Source organism: Paraburkholderia adhaesiva, from assembly GCF_021390575.1.
GTDB lineage: Bacteria > Pseudomonadota > Gammaproteobacteria > Burkholderiales > Burkholderiaceae > Paraburkholderia > Paraburkholderia adhaesiva.
In genome coordinates this window covers 33,275-58,368 of record NZ_JAJEJQ010000003.1, presented here as the reverse complement: position 1 = coordinate 58,368, position 25,094 = coordinate 33,275, and the positions used below count along the sequence as shown (strand labels likewise).

The 25,094-nt window shown below is 62.8% G+C and carries 12 protein-coding genes; 7 read left to right on the top strand and 5 right to left on the bottom strand.

The genetic code is table 11. The features are described 5' to 3' along the window. The first annotated feature begins 102 nt into the window (after positions 1–102). On the top strand, positions 103–1,263 hold the full coding sequence (locus L0U80_RS24310) for a radical SAM protein (protein ID WP_233871737.1): 1,161 nt from the start codon (positions 103–105) through the stop codon (positions 1,261–1,263). An 83-nt stretch (positions 1,264–1,346) separates the two neighbouring features. Then, positions 1,347–2,366, top strand: a complete 1,020-nt coding sequence (locus L0U80_RS24305) for a flippase-like domain-containing protein (RefSeq protein WP_233871734.1) — start codon at positions 1,347–1,349, stop codon at positions 2,364–2,366. Between the two features lie 52 nt (positions 2,367–2,418). On the opposite strand, the gene L0U80_RS24300 is transcribed toward L0U80_RS24305, so the two are convergent. Beyond that, on the bottom strand, positions 2,419–3,807 hold the full coding sequence (locus L0U80_RS24300; protein ID WP_233871731.1) for a trypsin-like peptidase domain-containing protein: 1,389 nt from the start codon (positions 3,805–3,807) through the stop codon (positions 2,419–2,421). 689 nt (positions 3,808–4,496) lie between these two features. Here L0U80_RS24300 and L0U80_RS24295 point away from each other — a divergent pair. Then, positions 4,497–6,236, top strand: a complete 1,740-nt coding sequence (locus tag L0U80_RS24295; protein ID WP_233871728.1) for a Na/Pi cotransporter family protein — start codon at positions 4,497–4,499, stop codon at positions 6,234–6,236. Between the two features lie 227 nt (positions 6,237–6,463). Here L0U80_RS24295 and L0U80_RS24290 read toward each other — a convergent pair whose 3' ends face one another. From L0U80_RS24290 to L0U80_RS31710, 4 genes are all read right to left on the bottom strand, one after another. After that, positions 6,464–7,222, bottom strand: coding sequence for a hypothetical protein (locus L0U80_RS24290; protein ID WP_233871725.1), 759 nt, complete (start codon positions 7,220–7,222; stop codon positions 6,464–6,466). 154 nt (positions 7,223–7,376) lie between these two features. Next, complete coding sequence (locus L0U80_RS24285) at positions 7,377–8,033, bottom strand: hypothetical protein (protein WP_233871722.1); 657 nt, start codon at positions 8,031–8,033, stop codon at positions 7,377–7,379. 385 nt (positions 8,034–8,418) lie between these two features. Beyond that, a complete protein-coding gene (locus L0U80_RS24280) occupies positions 8,419–8,661 on the bottom strand; it encodes a hypothetical protein (RefSeq protein ID WP_233871719.1) in 243 nt (80 codons plus the stop codon). Between the two features lie 1,057 nt (positions 8,662–9,718). Then, the gene (locus L0U80_RS31710) at positions 9,719–9,883 is read right to left on the bottom strand and encodes a DDE-type integrase/transposase/recombinase (protein ID WP_308444895.1); all 165 of its coding nucleotides are present in this window, start codon (positions 9,881–9,883) and stop codon (positions 9,719–9,721) included. A 437-nt stretch (positions 9,884–10,320) separates the two neighbouring features. Between L0U80_RS31710 and L0U80_RS24270 the strand changes: the two genes are divergently transcribed. The 4 genes from L0U80_RS24270 (at position 10,321) to L0U80_RS24255 (ending at position 24,930) form a co-directional block, all read left to right on the top strand. After that, entirely contained in the window at positions 10,321–20,004 is a 9,684-nt protein-coding gene (locus L0U80_RS24270) for an Ig-like domain-containing protein (RefSeq protein ID WP_233871715.1), read from the top strand. Positions 20,005–20,364: 360 nt separating this feature from the next. Next, complete coding sequence (locus L0U80_RS24265; RefSeq protein WP_233871712.1) at positions 20,365–21,135, top strand: OmpA family protein; 771 nt, start codon at positions 20,365–20,367, stop codon at positions 21,133–21,135. Positions 21,136–21,238: 103 nt separating this feature from the next. Further along, positions 21,239–23,476 carry a type I secretion system permease/ATPase gene (locus L0U80_RS24260; RefSeq protein ID WP_308444887.1) on the top strand — a complete coding sequence of 746 codons (2,238 nt, stop codon included), beginning with the start codon at positions 21,239–21,241 and terminating at the stop codon, positions 23,474–23,476. Positions 23,477–23,751: 275 nt separating this feature from the next. Then, a complete protein-coding gene (locus L0U80_RS24255; protein ID WP_233871709.1) occupies positions 23,752–24,930 on the top strand; it encodes an HlyD family type I secretion periplasmic adaptor subunit in 1,179 nt (392 codons plus the stop codon). Positions 24,931–25,094: the final 164 nt, after the last annotated feature.

Below are 25,094 nucleotides of genomic sequence, written 5' to 3'. Positions count from 1 at the left end.
GCCGGAATTGGTGCAGGGACGATGTGCGCCAATCCGGAAATCGGCCCGGGAATTCACCCGGAATCCAGGCATTAGTAACGTGTGAAATGGGGCGACGTGGATATGAACCTATCGACAACTCCCAAACCGGTGAGTACTGACACTGCGGCCACAGCGGTCACTACGCCGGAAAATTTTATTCCGGCTGTCTGCGACATTTCAGTTACCAACGTATGTAACGCTGCCTGCGATTTCTGTGGCTTTTCGCGCGACAAAAAACTGGCAGGTCCTCGACGCTACCTGGACCTCGACGAGTTTGCCCGCGCGCTGCCGATCCTGCGCCGACGCCGCATCAAGTACGTCACGTTTCAGGGTGGCGAGCCGCTTGTTCATCCGGATATAGATGCGCTTGTTGCATCGGCTTCGCAGGCCGGCATGGAGTGCGCACTCATCACCAACGGCTGGTTTCTTCCCCGCCATATCGAACGTCTCGCTCAGGCAGGGCTCAAGCGTTTGCTGGTTTCGATCGATAGCCCCAACATCCACGAGCACGAACTGAATCGAGGACTTAACGGACTCGGCCCGCGTATCAGCGCAGGCCTTGCTGCGGCGCGCGCGCATGGCATCTTCACCTGTGCTTCTGTGACGGTTAGCCGGCTCGTCCGTTATGAGGCGCTTCCCGACACGCTGGCGGAACTCGGTTTCGACGCCGTCTCCTTCTCATACCCGCGGCGCGCACCGTTTGGATCCACGTCGCTCGTCTACGATGAAGAGTCGAAACTAATCGACCTCGATACGCAGGAGTTGCTTGATGCCTTGCGCGCCATTGTTCGTATGAAGCGCCACTTTCGCGTGCTTGATCCGTCTGGAGCGCTCGCCGAGGTGGAGCGATTCGTGCGTGGCGAAGAACAGCGCGTGCCGTGCATAGGCGGGAGAAAGTACTTCTATATCGACTGGAATCTCGACATCTGGCGTTGCGAAGCATGGCCCAAGGCTATGGGTTCGGTTTTCGACCTGGATCACCTCCCAGATGAAACGGAGCCCTGCAACGCCTGCATGATGTCGTGTTATCGGCACGCCAGTGTGCTGATGCACGGCGCAATAGCCGTGGCCGATGCGCTTCAGGCATTCCGGCGCGGCAACGTGCAGGCAGCGGTCAACGCGCTGCGTCAGCAAGGCGTGCTGTATTCGATATGGTCACTCTCTCGCGAGACGCTTCCACGTCAGATGCTACGGCCAAGGGCGAAGGTGGCGCCTGCGCCCACAGCTCAAGTGGATGGATAAGGGAGGTCCTGGGACGTGAGCATTCGTCGAGCCAGTGCGCTGCTGCACGTTTCGTGCTGCGGCCGGTCTTGTCCGACGTTCCCATGAAAGGCGTGGGCGGTCTCGCTGCGCTTGCGGGTGCCGGACTTGCACTCTGGTTGCTGTGGCGCGAGGATCCACGTGCTGTCCTCGCGGCGCTGCATGCTGCTGGTTGGGGACTCGTCCTTGCCGCGCTGATTCACGTTCTGCACATATTGAGCAACGGACGGGCGTGGCAAATCCTTTTCGAGCGCGTGAACCGGCCGTCGTACAGGTTCCTGTTTCTGCTGACCTGGATCCGCGAGTCCGTAAATAGCCTGCTCCCCGTGATACGCGTGGGCGGCGACATCGAAGCCTTTCGCCTCCTGCTGCGACGCGGCGTGCCCGTTCCCCTCGCTGCCTCCAGTTTGATCGTCGATACGCAGCTAACCGTAATCAGTCAGCTGATGTTCACGATTGTCGGCATCGGCTTTCTGTTTGGTCACGGGAAGTCGGGCAACTTTCGACTTGCGGGCGAACTCGCCCTGGGCGTTGCCGTTCTTGCTCCGCTGCTGGCGGCGTTCGCACTAATCCAGCACGCCAATCCGTTCGAGCGGGTGACGCGCGTGCTCAACCGTATGTTGAGCGGCAAGCTTGTCGGCACTGTGACTGCGTCGTGGAAAGTGGACGAAGCTATCAAGGCGATCTGGCGTCGTCGCGGGGCGGTTATTCGCTATCTGTTTTTCTGGCAACCGCTGCATTACACGATTACTTCGCTCGAAATCTGGACAGCGCTATTTTTTCTCGGCGCGCGCGTCACGTTCGTGGAAGCACTCGTTATTGAATCGCTGATTCAGGCACTCAGCAGCGCGGCGTTCTTCGTGCCCGGCGCAGTGGGTGTGCAAGAAGGCGGATTCATCGTGATCGGCGGGGCGCTCGGACTCGACCCCGCGATATGTCTCGCATTGGCCGGGGCGCGGCGTATCCGCGACCTGGTCATCTTCGTACCCGGCCTTCTGGCGTGGCAGGCTGCCGAAGCGCCGCAGGTTCCTGGCGGGTTGCGGTACCTGTTCTCGCGTACCCTTTTCCCGCGCAAGCGCCCTTGACGCTTCGCCTGCCGTCTCGCCGTCACATCGACGTAATCGATGTGTGGCGCGCTCAACCCTCGCGCGTGTTCGCGAGTTGTGCCTTGAGCGTCAATTGCTGGCCGTCGCGATAGACCACGATCGACACCTTGCCACGCGCCTCGGCAATGGTCTGCTGCAACTGCTCGACGTTACTCACTTCGACGCCATTGACCGCGAGGATCACGTCGCCGACGCTAACGCCCGCCGCTGCCGCCGGACCCGACGCGCGCGCGACGAGCACGCCGCCATCGACACCGATCTGCGCCGCTTCGTCGTCCGAGAGCGGACGCACGGCCACGCCGAGTCGCGGACGCGGCGCTTCGCCTTGCGCGCGGGCTTGAGGCGCTGGGTTGCCTGTTGCATCGCCGCTGGCAGCGAGCGTGAGCGTACGTTTTGCGCCATTGCGCAGCACGGTCACTTTGGCATTCGCGCCGGGGTCGAGGTGCGAGACGCGTGCGCGCAGATCGGCAGGCGATGCGATTTCCTGGCCGTTGAGCGCGACGATGACGTCACCTTGCTGGACGCCTGCAGCTTGCGCGGGGCTGCCATCCTCGACTTGCGCTACGAGCGCACCATGCGTCGAGTCAAGTCCGAGTTGGTTCGCCGTGGAAGAGTCGAGCGCCTGAACGGCAACGCCGAGGCGGGCATGCGACGCGTGTCCGGACCCGACAATCTGGTCTTTGATATGCATGGCTTCATCGATCGGAATGGCAAACGAGAGCCCCTGGAAGCCGCCCGTGCGCGAGTAGATCATCGAATTGATGCCGATGACCTCGCCGTTGAGATTGAAGAGCGGTCCGCCCGAATTGCCGGGGTTCACGGGTACATCGGTCTGGATAAACGGCATCGGGTTGTCTTCGGACATCGTGCGCGATTTCGCGCTGATGATGCCGGACGTCACGGTGTTGTCGAGGCCGTAAGGCGAGCCGATTGCGACGACCCAGTCGCCGACGTGGCTATTCGCCGGGTTGCCGATCTTGACGGTCGGGAATCCACTGCCGGCGATTTTCAGCACGGCGACGTCGCCCTGCTTGTCCGTGCCAATCACCTGTGCCGGAAATTTGCGCCCATCCGTGAGCTTGATCGTCACTCGGGCCGCGCCTTCGACAACGTGATTGTTCGTCAGTATGTAGCCGTCCTGGCTGACGATGAATCCCGTTCCCAAGGCGCCGGAATGACCGCCGTCCGAAGTTTGTTCATCGCTTCTGGCCTCGACGTGCACGACCGCTGGGCCATACTTCGCCACGATCGCCGAAAAATTCGGGGCCTGATTGTTGCCTGCGGCAGGACTCGACAGAGTGGTTTTTGCGCTGGGGTCCTCTTCTGCGCGGGCACGTTCGTGACCCACGAGATAGGCCCCGGCGACCGCCACTGCAACGCCGACGATCAATCCGCGGCTCCGATTTTTACTTGTAGTCATGGCTATGATGAAAGGGAGTTTGGCTAATGGTGTGTAAGGTACTCATAGCCGCTTAAACGTGACTTAAAAATAACGACGAAACAGCGCATTTCAGCGGTACACAGGCGAATTCAAAGGGGTCGGTTCATCGTCTGCGGGCTGGCTTCAAGGTTGCTGATGAGGCAACCTTTGCTGGCGCACGCATTGAAAATCCGTCGCCCGAGATTTGACGCGGAAGAAGCGAACGCGGCTTGTGAGCCGGCGATGATTTTGCCGCCGCCAGATCGCACGCTGCCGTAGATGAGTCAACGCGGTGGTGCCGCTAATCGGAGGCTTTTGCCAGCCGAGCTGGAAAGACAGCGTGTGCTTTGCTGCTGCGGTGCAGTGTGCAAGCGCGCCGATGAAGTCATCGGCAATTCCACTCGAACTGGAAGACACCGTGGCCGATTCAGGTTCACGTTCACGTGCCGGACACAGGTTTTGCACGGGTGAGCGGCACGCAGTTCGACGGCGTAGTGATGGTGCCTGGCAGGTGCATGACCGGGATCCGCCCCGTTTTCCCGTTTTGAAACAGAATAGGCGGGTTGACGGTCGCGATCCGGATCAACGGGGCTATCGTCGTGCCACTAAAGAATCGGACGGGCACGAGGTCGCGTGAACATTGAAGCGGGCAGACAGGGTGTGTACGCAATGACACGAGGCGCAAAGACATGACTCCCGATCCCTCGGCTATCGAACAGGCAAACCTGAATCTGGTTCACATGTCCGGCCTCCTCGTCGGCGGACTTGCGCTCTTCTTGCTGGGCCTGCAATTCATGACCGGAGGCTTCAAGGCCATCGCGGGCTCAAGACTGCAGGCATGGCTTGGCGAACTCACGGCCAACCGCTTCCGGGGTGTACTGGCCGGTGCAGTGGTGACCGCGCTGCTCAATTCGTCAACGATCACGACCGTGTTGATGGTCGGCTTCGTTTCCGCTGGGTTGATGACGTTGACGCAGTCGGTGCCGATGATCATGGGCGCGAACATCGGCTCGACGGTCACGGCTCAAATCATTGCGTTCGATGTTTCCAGGCTGGCGCCTTTCATGCTGGCGGCCGGGTTCGTCATGTACGCATTCGGCAAGCGCATGTTGATTCGCCGGGCCGGCGAAATCGTGATGGGGCTTGGGCTGCTGTTTATTGGCATCGAGTTTATGGGCGACGCCACGCGTCCGCTGAGAACATTCCCCCCGTTCATCGATGCGATGCAGGACATGAAGCATCCACTGCTGGGTATTGTGGTCGGCGCGGTCTTTACCGCGATCGTGCAAAGCTCTGCCGCTACGTTGGGCATTGTCATCGCGCTCGGCGCGCAGGGGTTGATGCCGCTTGAAGCCGGTATCGCTTTGATTCTGGGCGCGAACGTGGGCACTTGCGGAACGGCGTTGCTTGCTTCGATAGGGAAGTCGGCGGAAGCCATTCAGGTGGCTGTCGTACACCTCATATTCAATGTCCTTGGCGTCGTCGTCTGGGCGTTTTTCATTCCGCAGATGGCCGAGATGGGCCGGTTCGTATCTCCGTCGTTTCCTGAACTGGAAGGCGTTGCCAGACTGGCCGCCGAAACGCCGCGGCAGGTCGCCAACATCCACACGATTTTCAGCGTGAGCAATACCCTGGTGCTGATCTGGTTCTCGGACTGGATTGCCCGGTTCGCGCGCATGATCGTCCGTCCGCGCGCGCGGGAGATGAAACGGATCGGCGACCCCGTCTATCTCGACAAATCGTCCCTCGAGATGCCTTCGCTCGGGCTTCAACGCGTCCGGATGGAATCGAGCCGGTTGGGCAATGAGGTCGTCGATATCGTGCGTAGCGGCGCACACGTCGTCGTGGGCGGGTCCATCGAAGAGATCAACCGGCTGCTGGATCGGGACAAGGAGGTGGACCGGCTCGCCGCCGAAATTCTTCACTACGTCGGGCTGATTTCGCAGGATGAGCCATCAGAGCAGGAAGGCGTGCAGATAGTCTGCTTTACGCAGATCGTCACCTGTCTCGAGAACATCAGTGCCACTATCGGGACTAATCTGGTGTCCATGAGTCAACAACGGCTGACGCAGAATATTGAATTCACGCGCCTGAAAGGCGTCGCGAATTCGCGATTTGCTGAAGTCGTGATTCAGAATCTGGCACAGGTCGTCGAGGCGATCGGCGACGCGCAAACAGACGCAGACGTGGATGCAGAGGGCGATACGGATGCGAATGCGCGTCCCGCTTCTCGAAGCTTTGGCTCGAAGCCCGAGATCAAGGCGCTCGTCGCACAGACGCGGGAGAGCATTCTCGGTAATGTGCAACTGGCGCAGAAATCGGACGTGCTGGACTATCAACTGGCCGTTGATCTGATCGAGCAGTACAGGCAGATTGCGCGGCTTTCCCGGGCGATCGGCAAACTCGTTGGACAGATGCGCAAGCGTTAGCGATCGCGAGAGCAAGCGTGGTTCATTTGTGTTCAGGTTCGCAACGACAATGCCTGCGTGCGTCGTTCGGCCTGAAAGCATTGCGCATCGACAGAAGCACGCGATGAGGTGCGGTGCGGGTTAAAGCGTGCCGCCGGGTGACGGACAAGCTCCGCGCCGCGAATGACCAACAGAAGAGGCGTACAAAACCGGGTGCCGCTGAGCAACCAGCCGCACCCGATACTGCATCACTGGCCAGAATTCCCGACTGTGATCCAGGTGTGATACTGCGCGGACCAGAAGCGTCGCGGAGCCGCCGGAGCCGAAGGCGGCGGTGCTTCTGCGGAGGCAGTCTGTATCGCTGGCTGGGTGTCAGCCTGGGAGTCGTCGCTTCGCGACATCTCCCGCGCGTAGGCCTGCGCATCGGCCTCGAACTGCTGGGGCGTGACGGCCTGCGCCTCGGTGTCATCTTCCCCATCGGCGGGAACCTGATCGTCGCGTGCCGTTACAGCGGCTGGGCGAGCGGGCTGCGGAGCCGGACTTCCCGAGGCGTGAACCGATGTCGCCGCCGAACAGAATTCGGCGATCAACTGGTCTCTCGAAGGAGCATGCGCGGCGGCTGCAGCGGGGTGTGGCGCCTGGGCGACTTTCGCCACGCGGGGCGCTGGCGCCTTTTGCACGGCCCGTGTGTTATCGGGCAGCGGAGCGCTCGAGACCGGAATCTCCTGTACCGTCTCACCATCCCCCGCATCGCTGTACGTCTCCTTCATATCGACGATGGTGCGTCGAGGCGGTGCGGCCGCCGCCTCCTGAGTTGCGCCGCCGGACTGGCTGGCCGGGACCTCGGCATGTGCGGCCTTGTACCCGGCCTCATACGCCTCCCGGACGGCCTTCAATTCCGCCGGTGTCATCGTGCCGGAACTACTGGCCGCGATGGCGGACACGGACAACGAACCACATACCGCCATCAATGACACGACCGCAAGAGGCTGTAAGCGTAGGTTCATATTGTCGTGCGGGCACCCGCCCGACCGGACGGGGAGGGATAGCACGCCGGCGTATCGCCAGCCAGGCCCGCGTCTCCTTGTACGAAGCTATCCTTTTACTGGAACGGCGTCCGGGCAGATCGCAACGCGCCCGGGATCGCTCACGCAAACATCGCTAGCGCCACCGGCGATAACCTCCGCCGTACCACCAGGGCGCCCGGTAGTAGCCGGCCTGCACCACGGGGTACGCACTTGCCACGGCGACGACCGGCCAGCCGGGCGGCGCCGCGTACGCGGCTTGCGGGTACGGTTGATAAACGGGCTGCGCCGGCGGATACACCGGCACGTACTGAACCGGCTGAACGGGGACGGGCGGTTCGGCGTACATCGGTTGCGCATACATCGGCGGCGCATACGGCGAAGACGGCGGCGGGGCGTCCGCATACGACGATGGCGGCGGTGGTGGCAAGTACCGTCGCACTGGCTGGGCGGGTGCCACCGGAGGCGGCTCGCTCACCGGCCGGGCGGCCGTGCGGGTGGCAGCCATGTTCGCATCGTGCTGCTTCTGGATGAGTTCCTTCAGGATCCGGTCGTCCGTGTTGCCGCGATGAATCCAGCCATTGCGATACGCCCGGGCGATGTCGCTCATCCTTGCGTTCGGATCCTCCTTCGCGCCGTCGGCATTGACGAGGTAGTCGTCGGGCTTGAGGTTGCGTGCAACCGGCGCGCCGTTGTCGTATGCCTCGGGCGGACCGTCCGCATACGATGCGCTTCCGTAGAAGAGCGTGGCGAATGCCATGCCAGCCAGACTCCGCGAAATCAGTTTCTGCATGGCTTCCTCCGTGCAGAGTGGGGGCGTGGTTGAGCGGGCCGCTCGGCCCGCCGGCGGCTCGCGAACGCGGCGCGGCCTTACGTAACATGGCAGCACCTGGTTGCGCTGACATCTAGCCAGGGCAAACCCGCGCGATGCGACTGCACGCGAAGGCACCAGTAGACACACTACCGCGATTGCGATTTTGGGTTGTCTGGTTTGTCCAGCGCCTCAAGGGAGCCGATAAGCCTTGCTCCCAAACCCTTCACCTTTGGCTAAGGCGTAGGGGGCCGCCAACTGCGATGCCAGGGACGCCCACGATCGCGTCCATCGCCGCCATGTACAGAATGATTTCCCTGACGCGGGTCTTGTTCTGTGGCCGACCACACGTCCCTTCACAAAATACTCAGGTATACGGAGCGCGACCGGTCAGGCGGCGCTCGAGCGGGTCGGCGAGTGCGCGGACTTGCTTCCGCTTGCGGCGATCGACAGCTCGTGCGGTATCGAACACGGTGCGCGCCGGCCCGCCGCGTACCGTCATGTCGGCGAACGGATTGGCGACGACCTGGTGCTGCCCGACGAGCGACGCAGACCGTGCGGCAGGGCGGGCAGCGACGTACGTCGCGCAGCGCGCTGAGTCCGCGCGCAAGTGGACGCCACGCGGGTGAGCTGCGCGGGCAGGGTGCTTCGACCCAGCGTGCAGACGGCGCGGGACGTCGACCGAAGGCGCGGTACGCGATGGGTTCTACGACGAGAGCGGCTGGTGGCGTTCGACAAGGGCCCATAACAGCAGGCGTCAGGTCTCAGGGCGGTCAACACGCCGTGTGCGGTGAGTCGTGCAGCGCCGGCCACGCGGAGATCGCTTCGCTGACGGTCATACCGTTGAGACCGCACTTCTTGTGCGGGGCGCGGAAGCGCCCCTGCGCGCCGTCCAGCGTCCCAGGCAGCGACGCGACTGATCAGGTCGGCAGCCAGTTGGCATTCGGTGCGGCATTGGATAGCCAGGCTTGTTACACGGGCAGCGTGTGCGGTCAGTTTCGGGTGCGCGTGGAGGCACGCCGTGACCGCGTGCGCGCCGGCTCGCACCGAGCCTGGATACCGGTTCCCACCAACGGCGGCACCGACGCATGCGGAGCATCAGTGCTGCAGGCGAACCGACGCCGCCCACATCGACCGCGCGAGGTGATGCACGGGCGGACGGGGGGGCGGCCGGCTGCAACGCGGGGATCCGGGTGATGCGCCGCACCTCGAGTGCCGCCGCGACCTGTGCGGTATGGCGGGTCCGGTCCGTGGCCGGTTGCGTGAAGAGCGGGATGAAGTTGTCGCGCTGGTGCGCCCGGGACGCAGGCGGTGAACTGTCGGCCGAAACTGGCGATCACCTTACGTGAGGACTGGCCGTCGTCGCGAGCGTGAACGAGGTGGTGCCCGCCCGCCGCGCGCACGGAGAACCCTTCATGGCCGCTCCGAGAGCGCTGAGGTTGAACTGGTCCTTGCGAATGCGAGGCATCAGCTCGATGCCTGAAAGAGTGGTCGCGTCATGCCTGAACCGTTTGAGACCGGGCATCACATCCGTTCTCGACTTGATGTGTCAGTGATCCTGATCGGCCAGATCGTTCAGCTAGTTCGAGGAACTGACCTTCGTGTCCGCAGGTAGCAGGCTATCGGCCTTCGTCTCACGCACGGCCCGATGCGAGGAGCCATACCCATCAAGCGTGATTGTCTCCGGCGGCCGGCCCTGATATTTGATTGATTTTCTTAAAAAGGGCTCTGGCGGTTGCTACATCGCGCTTTTCCGGGAGCACGAAATCCACAATTTGACCATCTTGATTTTTTGTTCGGTACAGGTAAGCGCTTTCGCCGCAAATATTCACGTAGGTATACGAAGCGTTCAGCGACCGGCGAGCAGCCGCGTAAAAGCGATTGCGGCGCGTGGAAAACTCCGGTGTGAAACGCGTGAGGAAACACGTAATCCTCCGTGCGCCCGAGAAAGACCGCCGTTCGGACCTCAAGACCTGTCTTGTAACGCTGGTACCAAAGAACGCACAAGGAGGTGACTTCACGATCGAAATGCCGATCTCCTAACAATTTTCAATATATTTTCTCTTGCTTATTTTTTCAGAACGATTTGCAAACCTGATTCTGACTAATCGGACTCCATACATTCAGAAGTGTCCTAATTTCCATAAACGAGTGTGTCTTTAACAATGTTTGATTTGGATGGCTGTCTTTCTGCTGAGAAAATCGCGCCGAACCGCATATATTTTTCAGAACCGTCTTTGTCTTGGCAATATCGAGAAAGGAATCTTCCATGTCTTCAAAAAAAATGACCCTCGTATCTAATAGTAACGGTCACGCGAATGCGACATCGGTCGAGGCTGGGGGACGATGGCCTGTCAAGGTGAAAGTCCATCATGGCGTCAAGTACCTGCTGGTTGATGAGAATGGCCAGGTCGCGCCGGAGGATGTCACGCTGACTCGCGTGGGTGAGGACTTGTGCGTAACGATGGAAGGCCAGTCGACGCCGTCGCTGGTGCTGGAAGGCTACTTCTCTCCATCAGAAGCGCCGGCCGGGCTCTACGGTATTGCTGAAGACGGTCAACTCTATGCGTACGCGCCAACGAACGGGGCGTCTGGTATTGCTGCGCTCGCTGACGGCGGCAATATGCCTGTCGCCCTTGGTGGCGATTCGCTTGGTGCGGGTGCTCCCTATATTGCTAACGCGGAATCCGATAAGGGCGTCAGTTTTCTGCCGCTCTTTTTGCTTGGTGCCGGTGCTATCGGAGGAATTGTCGGGGAGGTTACGTCCCATGACTCGAAACCGGCTCCTGCGCCGGTAGCGACGGTGGAAGACAAGCCGACGGTGGAGGTGATCGATAACGTCGGGCCCAAGCAGGGGGTTCTCGCATCCGGAGACGTGACCGACGATTCCACACCGACGTTCACGGGTACCGGCAAGGCTGGCGATACTGTGACGATCTATGACGGCGGTTACGCGATCGGTACGGCCACCGTCGGCGACGATGGTACCTGGACTTTCGTTCCTTCCGAGGCGTTGTCGGATGGCGCGCACAACCTCACCGTCACTCAGACGGGTCCTGGCACGCTGGTAAGCGATTCGACTGCGTCGATCACCATCACCGTCGACACGGTAGCGCCCGACACACCGAGCCTGGGCAACGGACTCGGCGCGGTGATCGACAACGTGGGTCCGATCACGGGTCCGATTGCAGCGAATGGCGTGACGGACGATCCGCGTCCGGTATTCCAGGGCCAGGGCACGCCGGGCGACACGATCACGATTTACGACAACGGCGCGGCGCTGGGCACGGCTGCGGTGGGCGACGACGGCACATGGAGCTTCCAGCCGTCGAGCGATCTGAACGAAGGTTCGCATGCGATCACGGTCACGGAATCGGATCCGGCGGGCAATGAGAGCGCGCCGTCCGATGCGTTCAACTTCGGTTCGGACTACACGGCACCGGACACGCCGAGCCTGGGCAACGGACTCGGCGCGGTGATCGACAACGTGGGTCCGATCACGGGTCCGATTGCAGCGAATGGCGTGACGGACGATCCGCGCCCGGTATTCCAGGGCAAGGGCACGCCGGGCGACACGATCACGGTTTACGACAACGGCGCGGCGCTGGGCACGGCTGCGGTGGGCGACGACGGCACGTGGAGCTTCCAGCCGTCGAGCGATATGAACGAAGGTTCGCATGCGATCACGATCACGGAATCGGATCCGGCGGGCAATGAGAGCGCGCCGTCTGACGCATTCAACTTCGGCTCGGACTTCACGCCGCCGGACTACTCGAAGCTGTCGATCGGGGGGGTGTACGACGCCGTGGGTCAGGTGCAGGGCAACGTGGCGCAGGGCGGGTCGACGGACGACAGCCGTCCGGTGATCAGCGGCACGGGTACGGCGGGCGACACGATCATCGTGTCGGTGACGGACGTCACGGGCACGCACGAGGTGGGCACCGCGACGGTGGATGCGAACGGCAACTGGTCGCTGGAGCCGTCGACGCCACTGGTGTCGGGCAACAACGAATTCACGGCAGTGGAACAGGACCCGGCGGGCAACCAGACCCAGCCGAGCACGCCGTACGCGGTGGTGCTGGACTTTGTTCCGCCGAACCCGCCGACGATCGAGACCGTGCTCGATGACGTGGGCACGAAGACGGGCTTCCTGCAGAAGGGCGACGTGACCGACGACAGCCAGCCGACGGTGTCGGGCACGGCGCAGGCGGGCAGCACGGTGAACCTGTACGACGGCAGCACGCTGATCGGCAGCACGACGGCGGATGCGACGGGCAACTGGGCGATCACACCGGACGTGGCCCTCAAGGACGGCACGCACAACCTGACGGCGACGGCGACGAACGCGATCGGCGAGGTGAGCGACGCGACGGGCGTGTGGAGCTTCACGGTCGATACGACGGCACCGGCCGGAGTGACGAACCAGGTGGCGCTGGACGACGTGGGCGCGAAGCAGGGCGCGCTGGCCAGCGGTGACTCGACCGACGACAGCACGCCGACGCTGAGCGGCCAGGCGGAGCCGGGCAGCACGGTATCGGTGTACGACAACGGCACGCTGATCGGCACGGCGCCGGTGGACGCGTCGGGCAACTGGAGCTACACGCCGGGCACGCCGCTGGTCGACGGCAACCACGCGCTGACGACGACGGTGACGGATGCGGCGGGCAACAGCAGCGCGATGAGCAATCCGCCGCTGAACCTGACGGTGGACACGTCGAACGTGGCGGTGCAGATCACGTCGGTGTATGACGACGTGGGCAGCATCCAGGGGAACCTGACGCAGGGCGGGGTGACGGACGACACGCGTCCGTCGATCAACGGTACGGGCAAGGCAGGCAGCACGGTCACGGTGTCCGACGGCTCGACGGTGCTGGGCACGGCGACGGTGGACGGCACGGGCAAGTGGACGTACACGCCGACGGGCGATCTCGGCCAGGACACGCACAGCATCACGGCGACGGCGACGGACGCGGCGGGCAACGTGAGCGATGCGACCTCGGCGTTCACGTTCAGCATCGACACGGTGGCGCCGTCGGCGCCGGTCGTGGGTTCGGTGACGGACGACGTGGGGGCGGTGCAGGGTGCGCTGGCCAATGGCGCGGTGACGGACGATCCGACGCCGACGCTTGCGGGCACGGCGGAGGCGGGCAGCACGGTGTCGGTGTACGACAACGGCAAGCTGCTGGGCACGGTGACGGCGGATGCGACGGGCAACTGGAGCTACACGCCGACGACGCCGCTGGCCGAAGGCGCGCACTCGTTCACGACGACGGCGACGGACACGGCGGGCAACACGGGCACGGCCTCGAGTCCGTTCACGGTGACGACGGACTACACGCCGCCGGATGCATCGATGCTCAAGATCACGGGCGTGTACGACGACGTGGGCCTGGTGCAGGGCAACGTGGTGCAGGGCGACACGACGGACGACAGCCGTCCGGTGATCAGCGGCACGGGCACCGCGGGCGACACGATCATCGTGTCGGTGAAGGACTCGGCGGGCACGACCACGCACGAGGTGGGCCGCACGACGGTCGGTGCGGACGGCACGTGGTCGCTGGAGCCGACGACGGCGCTGGCGTCGGGCGAGAACACGTTCACGGCAGTGGAACAGGACGCGGCGGGCAACCAGACCAATCCGAGCACGGGGTACATGATCAGCCTGGATTCGGGCAAGCCGAATCCGCCGGTGATCGGGAACGTGCTCGATGACGTGGGCGCGAAGACGGGCTTCCTGCAGAAGGGCGACGTGACGGATGACAGCCAGCCGACGGTGTCGGGCACGGCGCAGGCGGGCAGCACGGTGAACCTGTACGACGGCAGCACGCTGATCGGCAGTGCGACGGCGGATGCATCGGGTAACTGGACGATCACACCGGCGACGGCACTGACCGACGGCACGCACAGCCTGACGGCGACGGCGACGAACGCGGTGGGCGTGGTGAGCGACGCGACGGGGGCGTGGAACTTCGTGGTGGACACGACGGCACCGGCCGGAGTGACGAACCAGGTGGCGCTGGACGACGTGGGCGCGAAGCAGGGCGCGCTGGCCAGCGGTGACTCGACCGACGACAGCACGCCGACGCTGAGCGGCCAGGCGGAGCCGGGCAGCACGGTATCGGTGTACGACAACGGCACGCTGATCGGCACGGCGCCGGTGGACGCGTCGGGCAACTGGAGCTACACGCCGGGCACGCCGCTGGTCGACGGCAACCACGCGCTGACGACGACGGTGACGGACGCGGCAGGCAACAGCAGCGCGATGAGCAATCCGCCGCTGAACCTGACGGTGGACACGTCGAACGTGACGGTGGCGATCAACACGTTGATGGACGACGTGGGCAGCGTGACGGGCACGATCCAGCTGAACGGGGTGACGGACGACACGCGTCCGACGATCAACGGCTCGGGCAAGGCGGGCAGCACGATCACGGTGTACGACGGCGCGACGGTGCTGGGCACGACGACGGCGAACAGTGCCGGTTCGTGGACGTTCACGCCGACGGGCAACCTTGGCGATGGCACGCACAGCATCACGGCAACGGCGACGGACGCAGCGGGCAACGTGAGCGATGCGACCTCGGCGTTCACGTTCAGCATCGACACGGTGGCGCCGGTGGCGCCGGTGATCGGCTCGGTGACGGACGACGTGGGTGCGGTGCAGGGTGCGCTGGCCAACGGTGCGGTGACGGACGATCCGACGCCGACGCTTGCGGGCACGGCGGAGGCGGGCAGTACGGTGTCGGTGTATGACAACGGCAAGCTGCTGGGCACGACGACGGCGGATGCGACGGGCAACTGGAGCTACACGCCGACGACGCCGCTGGCCGAAGGCGCGCACTCGTTCACGACGACGGCGACGGACACGGCGGGCAACACGGGCCCGGCCTCGACACCGTTCACGGTGACGACGGACTACACGCCGCCGGATGCCTCGATGCTCAAGATCACGGGCGTGCACGACGGTGTGGGCCTGGTGCAGGGCAACGTGGCGCAGGGCGACACGACGGACGACAGCCGTCCGGTGATCAGCGGCACGGGCACGGCAGGCGACACGATCATCGTGTCGGTGAAGGACTCGGCGGGCACGACCACGCACGAGGTGGGCCGCACGACGGTCGGTGCGGACGGCACGTGGTCGCTGGAGCCGACGACGGCGCTGGCGTCGGGCGAGAACACGTTCACGGCAGTGGAACAGGACGCGGCGGGCAACCAGACCAATCCGAGCACGGGGTACATGATCAGCCTGGATTCGGGCAAGCCGAATCCGCCGGTGATCGGGAACGTGCTCGATGACGTGGGCGCGAAGACGGGCTTCCTGCAGAAGGGCGACGTGACGGATGACAGCCAGCCGACGGTGTCGGGCACGGCGCAGGCGGGCAGCACGGTGAACCTGTACGACGGCAGCACGCTGATCGGCAGTGCGACGGCGGATGCATCGGGTAACTGGACGATCACACCGGCGACGGCACTGACCGACGGCACGCACAGCCTGACGGCGACGGCGACGAACGCGGTGGGCGTGGTGAGCGACGCGACGGGGGCGTGGAACTTCGTGGTGGACACGACGGCACCGGCCGGAGTGACGAACCAGGTGGCGCTGGACGACGTGGGCGCGAAGCAGGGCGCGCTGGCCAGCGGTGACTCGACCGACGACAGCACGCCGACGCTGAGCGGCCAGGCGGAGCCGGGCAGCACGGTATCGGTGTACGACAACGGCACGCTGATCGGCACGGCGCCGGTGGACGCGTCGGGCAACTGGAGCTACACGCCGGGCACGCCGCTGGTCGACGGCAACCACGCGCTGACGACGACGGTGACGGACGCGGCAGGCAACAGCAGCGCGATGAGCAATCCGCCGCTGAACCTGACGGTGGACACGTCGAACGTGACGGTGGCGATCAACACGTTGATGGACGACGTGGGCAGCGTGACGGGCACGATCCAGCTGAACGGGGTGACGGACGACACGCGTCCGACGATCAACGGCTCGGGCAAGGCGGGCAGCACGATCACGGTGTACGACGGCGCGACGGTGCTGGGCACGACGACGGCGAACAGTGCCGGTTCGTGGACGTTCACGCCGACGGGCAACCTTGGCGATGGCACGCACAGCATCACGGCGACGGCGACGGACGCAGCGGGCAACGTGAGCGATGCGACCTCGGCGTTCACGTTCAGCATCGACACGGTGGCGCCGTCGGCGCCGGTCGTGGGTTCGGTGACGGACGACGTGGGGGCGGTGCAGGGTGCGCTGGCCAATGGCGCGGTGACGGACGATCCGACGCCGACGCTTGCGGGCACGGCGGAGGCGGGCAGCACGGTGTCGGTGTACGACAACGGCAAGCTGCTGGGCACGGTGACGGCGGATGCGACGGGCACCTGGAGCTACACGCCGACGACGTCGCTGAGCGAAGGTGCGCACTCGTTCACGACGACGGCGACGGACGCGGCGGGCAACACGGGCCCGGCCTCGACGCCGTTCACGGTGACGACGGACTACACGGCGCCCACTGCGACAGTCACGATCGATTCGATCACGGATGATAACGGTCCGTCCGCGCACGACTTCATCACGAACGACAACACGCTGGTGTTCCGTGGCTCGCTCAGTGCACCGCTCGCGACGGGCGAATCCGTGCAGATCAGCCTGGACGGTGGTCATACGTGGCAAGCCGCGTCGTCGTCAGTGACGAGCTGGACCTACGACAACACGTCGAACATGCTCACGGACGGCACTTATGACGTGCAAGTCCGGGTCGCGGACACGGCAGGCAATATCGGCAGTACGGTGGAGCAGAGCGTTGTAGTGAGCACGGCGACGCCGACGCAAACGGTGGCCATCGATACTTACTACGACGACGTTGGTTCGCAGCAGGGCAGTTTCGGTTCGGGTACGACGACCGACGACCGGACGCCGCTTCTGCAGGGCCACACGCAGGCGTTGTCTAACGGTCAGCAGATCTATGTGTACGACGGTTCGACGCTGCTGGGTGCTGCAACCGTGGACTCGGCGACCAACCAGTGGACGTATCAGCTCGACGGTCTGCAAACCGATACCACTCACACGTACACCGCTCGCGTGGCCGACGCGGCCGGTAACCTCGGTGCAGTGTCGAATTCGTTGGAGTTCTCTGTCGCGCTGAATGTCACGGTGACTTCGGAGACGACGCTCGACACCACGCCGATTATCACCGGCGCGACCAGTTTTGCGCTGATGCCCGGCGAGTACATGCAAGTCACGGTAAATGGCGTGACGTACAGCTCGCAAGACGGCGCGGTCGTGATCGATCCGCTCAACAACACCTGGTACGTCCAGGTGCCTGATGCGAACGCGCTTGGGCAGGGTGTCTACGATGTCGCGTCCGTCATCAAGGATGCCGGCGGCAATACGGTTGTCTCCGATCACACGACGGGCGAACTGACCATTGCGGCGGCGCCTGCGGCACCGGCGGTGCCTAGTGCGGGTGATCCGAACCAGAAGGCGACTGCCGTTACGCTGAGCGACGAAGGTCAGTGGCGGATCCTCTCGAACCAGGTCATTCTGGATTCGACGGCGACTGATTCCTCCACGCTCGGAGCATTCTCGGCCACCAAGCTCGTCAGCAATTCGGGCACGGGTTACGCCGCGAACAACTACGTCCAGAACGCGACCTTCATCGACTACAACCGTGACGGGCAAATGGACATCTTCAGCGTCGACAGTAACTATGACGACGGCCAGCAGATGTTCTACTTCAACGGCACCACCTACACGGCCTATCAGGTGGGTGCATTTACGTATGCACCTCAGACGGGCGACTTCGCTGGTAACGCCAATACAGCGAACAGTGCTAACACATGGAGCTGGTATGGCGGCGTCATTGCGATCGACAAGGGAGGTGATGGTTACGTCGACGTCGTCAACGGCGACCAGACGCCGAACGATAGCGCTATCCGGGGTGGCTATGGTTCGCAGATCGTTCTGAACAACAACGGCACCGTCGCAGGAATGACGAAGGACGGCACCTTCGCCGACACGTACGCGACGGATGCAAGTCACCAGCCTATCGGCGGAGTCACGCAGTCGCAACCCGACCAGGAACTCTCGGGTGTCGACCTGAATAACGACGGCATGGTCGATATCGTGATGCACAGCACGAACATCGTCGCGCCGAATGGTTCGGTCATCACGGCGAACGGGGCCAACAGCACCAACAACTCGCGTCTCGTGGTGGTTAGCCAGACCGCTGATGATTCGTGGGCGGTGACGCAGATCGTCAACAACGTCTTCCAGATGGGCGGAGGCGACGTCGACCCAGGTGTCGGCAATGGTGTTTCCATGACCTGGGCCGATTTCAACGGCGACGGCTACATGGACCTGTTCCTCGGTCGCGGTAACGAAAGCACCACGACGGAGTCGCAAGCCAGCGGCAATGCGGGCGAATATGCAAGCCGGATCTACTTCAACGACGGAACCGGCAAGCTCGTGTTCGACGATCCCAACAACGACGGGATCGGCAACCCGACGGCTAACGGGATGTACACGTTCACCGACAACCTCGCAGGCGGTGCGTCACTGGCGGTGGACTGGAATCACGACGGCAAGATGGACGTGATCGAGACGCCGGGGATGGCTGGCGCATCGACCGCTGCTGGTGGCATCAGCACCGCAGCGCAGACCGGTCCGGTCAACCTCTATACCAACACCACGGAGAATGGCGTTGTCTCGTTCACCACGAACGCGCTGATCGCATCGATCGGCTCGAACAGCGATCCTGTCACCGGGGCGCTGGCGATCGACATGGACTGGGATGGTGCCAAGGATCTGCTCGTGTTCACCCTCCAGGGGAACACGCAGTACATCCACAACGACAATGTCGTTGCCGACGGTACGTCGTTGCACCTGCGGATTCTGGACACCGATGGCATCAACAGTTTCTACGGCAATACGGTCCAGCTGTTTGACTCCACAGGACACCTCGTGGGGACGCAGATCATCAATCCGCAGTCGGGCAACCAGACGAACGACAGTACGGCGATCGTCGACTTCTACGGCCTCGACGCGAACCAGACGTACAGCGCGGTGCTGTTGAATTCCGTGAACGGCGTGTCGGCCGACGTTGGCGGCGCTGAAAACCTCGGCGGCAATACGATCGAGAATGTCAACGTGGCGTGGACGGACCTGGCGCCCGCGGCGGCCAACCACGCTTACGTCTTGACAGCCCAGGCGGGAGACACCGCCAGCAACGCCACGACCGGTAACGGCATTGTCGGCACCGGCTATAACGATACCTTCTTCGCAACGGCCGGCGCGGCCGCGTACGACGGCGGTGGCGGTACGACAACCGTTTCTGGCGTGGAGTCCTGGAGCAACACCGGAGGCATGGACATCGTCGACTACAAGCTTGCCGGTTCGACGGCGCTGAGCATCGATTTGAGCCTGACGACCGCGCAGAACACGGGCTTCAATACGGCCACCTTCGTCAACATCGAAGGGATCGCCGGCGGCTCGGGGAACGACCGGTTCATCGATGGAAGCGGTGCGTATGAGCAGTTCGAAGGTCGTGGCGGCAACGACTATTTCGATCTGGTCCACGGCGGTCATGACACGTTGCTCTACAAGGTGCTGGATAACTCCAATGCGACTGGCGGAAACGGCGCGGATACCGTGGATCACTTCATGGTCGGCACCTGGGAGGCGACGGCGAACGCCGACCGCATTGACCTGAAGGACCTGCTGATCGGCTACCAGGAGGGAGCGGGTGCGAAGTACATCAACGGCGTTGCGACGATCGACGCGTCGGACAACATCGGCGATTACCTGCAGGTGACGCACAACAACGGCAATACGATCGTTTCTATCGATCGCGATGGACACGGTGGTGCGTTTTCCTCTACGGCGCTGGTTGTGCTGAACGGCGTGGAAACCGATCTGCAGACGTTGCTCGCGAATCACCAGATCGTCGTCTAACGCGGTTGCCGGGAAAGCGGCGAGGCGGGCAACGGGGGGAAGACCACTGTTGCCCGCCACCGCGACGAACACGCCATTGATCTTCAACCCAATTTTTCGCGGAGTGCGTGCCGTGGCGCGCACGGGTAATGCCTTATGAAAACATCCAACACTTTTAATTTCGCTCGACGTATGCGTATTCGCGAGAACTTGCTTGTTCTTGCCGCCTCCGTTCTGTCCTTGACAGCGGCAACGGCAGCATTCGCTCAGGCGAATGCCCCTTCGCAGCCGCGCACGCAAGGCGGACTGTATCGTCCGGTTCCGTCCGTGGCTTCAGACCAGGCGCAAATCATTTTCTTCCGGCCTGCTAGCGAAATTTCCATGGGGACCGGCGCTGCGCACGTCTACGTCGATGGCGAGCTGGAAGGTGCGTTGATGCCGGATGGCTACACGCGCTTCTGCGTCACAAAGGGCGCGCATTCGATCGAGGCTTATATCGGCGATGCGCCGCTGTATGCGGGCAAGTTCGATCCGAAAACGCAGGCAACCCTTCAGGGCGGCGCCACCTATTTCATCGGCGTTTCCAAAAACGGCACGGGCGGACCCGTTCCATACCGTCGTGACGACGCGGAGCGTCTGCTGCAAACGAGCCACGAAGCAACCTACATCATCAACCGGGCCAGTGCCGTTGTGCCGTGCCGGTATCGACCCGCACCTGTAGCACCCGTGGTGGAGGCTCCGACCCGATTCGAACTCAACGCATCGGTTCTGTTCGACACGGACCGCGGCGATGTTTCGTCGCTCAAGCCGGAAGGCCGCAACGAACTCAAGAAGATTGCTGAGCAGATTCTCTTGTTGCCGCCCGGCAGCGTCGCTGGCGTGACGGTGGTCGGTCACGCGGACCCCATGGGTTCCCGGTCTCACAACCAAACGCTGTCCGAACAGCGGGCGCGAACAGTGGGTGCGGTGTTGAGCCAGTACGGGCTCACGCGTTCGATGATCCGCACGGTGGGGATGGGGAGTGACGAGCCGGTCGTGAACTGTCCGTCGAAAGGCGCGCGTTCGGAAGTGGCTCTCTGTAATGCGCCCAATCGCCGGGTTGAAATCAAGGTGGAGCACGCGCGGCCGGTCAACGGAACGAACGGGACGTAACGCTGACGCGAGCGGGGGCGAAGTTCTGCCCCCGCGATTCGTTTGGGTGTGTAGATTTTTGCGCTGATCAATTCATCAGCAAAACAAGTTAACAGGAAAGTATATGGAACCGGGTATGACACCGGGCATGGTAGTCGGGGAGCAGAGTGCTATTCCCGTTCAGGACGAGCAGGACACGCTGCTGCTGGCAGTCAAGTGGTTATGCGTCCATCACGGGGTGACGGTCAGTCTTGCGGCCTTGCAGGCGGGCTTGCCGCGAAGCAGGCCATTTTCACCTGCGCTTGCATTGAAAGCGCTGGAACATGTCGGGATTGGCGCTGGGTGGGTCAAGCGCGATATTGGCAGCATTCTGCCGTATCTGTTTCCGGTCATCGCACAGCGCGTGAACGGTGGCGCTTTCATCGTGACTGCCCGCAAAGGCAGCGGCGATTCAGCCCGCTATGAAGTGATTTTCCCGGAGGCGGGAGGCGGAAGCGTCAATCTCGACGCCGCAGCGATGAAGGAGATTTACGGCGGGCATGCTCTGTTCGCCAAGCCGCTGCCGCGACTCGACGATCGCGCCGGTCCGGTACATCAGGAAAGTGAGGGTCACTGGCTTTTCTCGACGCTGTGGCGTTATCGCCGGTATTACTACAGCGCCGCCGTTGCTGCAGTGCTGATCAACATTTTGACGCTCGCCAGCACGTTCTTCACCATGAACGTGTATGACCGCGTGGTGCCGAATCGGGCCTATGCGACCTTGTGGTCGTTGGCCGTCGGCGTCATCCTGGCCATGCTGTTCGAGTTCACCACGCGTCATATCCGTGCGCATCTGGTTGACGTGGCTGGCAAGAAGGCCGACCTCGTTCTGGGTGCTTTGCTGTTTCGCAAGCTCCTCGCGACGCGCATGGAATACCGGCCGCCGTCGGCGGGGTCGCATGCGAATCAGTTGCGCGAGTTCGAGTCCGTACGCGATTTCGTGACCTCCGCAACGGTCTCCTCGCTTTCCGACTTGCCGTTCTGCTTGATGTTCGTCGGCGTTATCGCGTTGATTGGCGGGCCGCTTGCGCTCGTTCCGTTGTTGTCGCTGCCCGTCGTCGTCGCGTTGAGCGTCATCATCCAGTGGCCGCTCGCACGCGTCATGCGCGAGAACCAGCGCGAATCGTCGCTCAAGCAGGGCTTGCTGATTGAAGCCATCGAGGGGATCGAGTCGCTGAAGGTGACCCGCGGCGAGGGCGTCATGCAGGGGAAATGGGACAACTTCAGTGCGCTGGCCGCGAGCAGTTCGATGAAGTCCCGCGCCTTGTCGAGCCTCGCCGTGAACACGGTCACCCTGATTCAGCAATTGCAGACGGTGATCATCGTGGTCTGGGGCGTCTACCTGATTCATGAAGGACAACTCACTCAGGGTGCGCTGGTCGGTACCGTTATGCTGGCCTCGCGGGCAATATCGCCCCTTGCGGCGGTGGTCGGTCTCGCCATCCGGTTCCAGCAGGCCAAAGTCGCGCTTGCCTCGTTGAACCGGCTGGTCGCATTGCCCGCGGACCGCTTGCCGGACCGGCGATATCTGGCAAAACCGGAGTTCACTGGTCACATCACCCTGAAAAACGTCAAATTCACGTATCCCGCGCCGCCGATGCAGGTGTTACCGCCTGCCCTGCGCGACGTCAGTTTCGACGTCCGGCCTGGCGAACGGATCGCGGTACTTGGCAGCATCGGTTGCGGGAAGTCGACGCTGCTGCGCGTGATGGCGAATCTGTACACGCCGGGCAGCGGCCAGGTCCTGATGGACGGCATCGACGTTCAACAAATCGATCCGGCCGACGTACGGGCCGCCGTCGGCATGCTGGGGCAAGACTCGCGTCTCTTTTACGGAACGCTCAGGGAGAACGTGATCATCGGGAAGCCGGCGGTCACGACCGAGGAGTTTCTTCAAGTCGCACGCCTGACAGGTCTCGATGCGATCGCGGCGCGGCATCCTCGTGGATTCGACATGTCCATTGGTGAGGCCGGGCAGGCCCTGTCCGGCGGACAACGCCAACTGGTGGCGCTCGCACGGTGCTTGCTGCTGCGGCCGCACATCCTGCTCATGGACGAGCCGACCAGCTCGATGGACCTGCAAACGGAACGCTACTTTCTCACGCGAATGGCGGCGGCCACGAAAGGGCAGACGGTGGTTGTTGCGACACATCGGCTGTCGGTCCTCGATCTGGTCGATCGCGTCATCGTCATGAATGACGGGCAAGTCGCCATGGACGGTCCTAAAGACGCTGTGCTGGCGCGGCTAGCAGCGCCGCCGCAACCCGGTCCCGAGAAAGGTTCGGCGTCTTCGGATGCTGGTGAGCGGGCAGGCGCGCACTAAAAATAAAACGGCTTTGCCCGAATCGACCGGCAGTGGTCCGGGCAAAGCGGAACACGAGTTAACCAGGAGTGCGGCCTGGAGGCGAACGTGATGGTTTCGGGCGCGGGCAGACGTCTTCAAGGATCGGACACGCAAAGATTGTTATGGATGAAGCAAAAAAAGACGACGCCGCCAAGGCGAGTCAGCGCACAAGTGTGCAGGTTGTGAAACCGGCTGGCGACGCCGCGAAGGCAGGGGCGCCAGCGGGTGAGGCAAAAAATGAAGATCTCGCGTTCATGCAGGATCTGAAAGAGGCCATGCTGGTACAGAAGACGCCGCACAGCGTCGCGATTCTGTACCTCATTGCCGCGATCCTGGTCATCGGTTTGCTGTGGGCGCACTTCGCCAAGGTCGAGGAAATCACGATTGGGGAAGGCCGCGTCATTCCCGCCAGTCGCGAGCAGGTGATTCAGAGCCTGGAGGGCGGCATCCTCGCCGTGATGAATGTTCACGAGGGCGAAATCGTCGAGCGCGGCCAGGTCTTGCTTGAAATCGATCCGACGCGGGCCACGGCGTCCTATCGAGAGGGACTGTCGAAAGTGCAGGCACTCGAAGGTTCCGTTGCCCGCCTGCGGGCAGAGGCCTACCAGCAGCCGCTGGTTTTTCCCGATGACGTCAAGGCTGTGCCGGGCATCGTTCGCGATGAAACGCAGGCGTACAACGCGCGGCGTCAGGCGCTCGACGAAAGCGTAGCCGCGTTGAAGCGCAGTCTCGATCTGGCAAACAAGGAAATAGAGATGTCGGAACCTCTGTCGCAGCGAGGACTCGTTTCCGAAGTGGAAATCCTGCGCATGAAACGGCAGGCGAATGAATTCCGGCTGCAGATCGCGGACCGGGAAAACAAATTCCGCACGGACGCCAATGCCGATCTGACGCGCTACGAAAGTGATCTCGCCCAGGCAAAAGAAAACGTCGGCGCGCGCGAGGACATCATGCTACGCACGGTCATCAAGGCGCCGCTAAAGGGAATCGTGAAGAACATTCGTGTCAATACGATCGGCGGCGTGATCCAGCAGGGCGGCGACATCATGGAAATCGTGCCGCTCGAAGATCAGTTGCTGGTTGAGGCCCAGATCAAACCATCGGATGTGGCGTTCATTCGGCCATCGTTGCCCGCGACAGTGAAAATATCGGCCTACGACTATTCGATCTACGGTGGACTCAACGGACACGTCGAGCTCATCAGCCCCGACACGATCAAGGATGAAGAGAAATCGCGGCAGGGGCGCGGGGACGCTTCGTACTATCGCCTCCTCGTCCGGACCGACAAGTCGTGGTTGACCGCGGGCGGCAAGAAGTTTCCGATTATTCCGGGCATGACCGCCACTGTGGAAGTCCGCACGGGTGAAAAGACCATCCTCAGTTATCTTCTCAAGCCGGTTCTCAAGGCGCGCGAAGCATTCCGGGAGCGATAACTGTGTCAGTGCGAGGTAAATCAAAAGTTGGGAAGCGCAGTTATTGCCAGCATCGTCTTCTTGCGGCGTGTGCGTTGCTCGGATTGTCGACCTTGGTCCATGCGGACGAGTCGGTTGAGGGGAACGTGGCCAATGCCCCGTTAGCGATTACGCAGCGGAGCGCG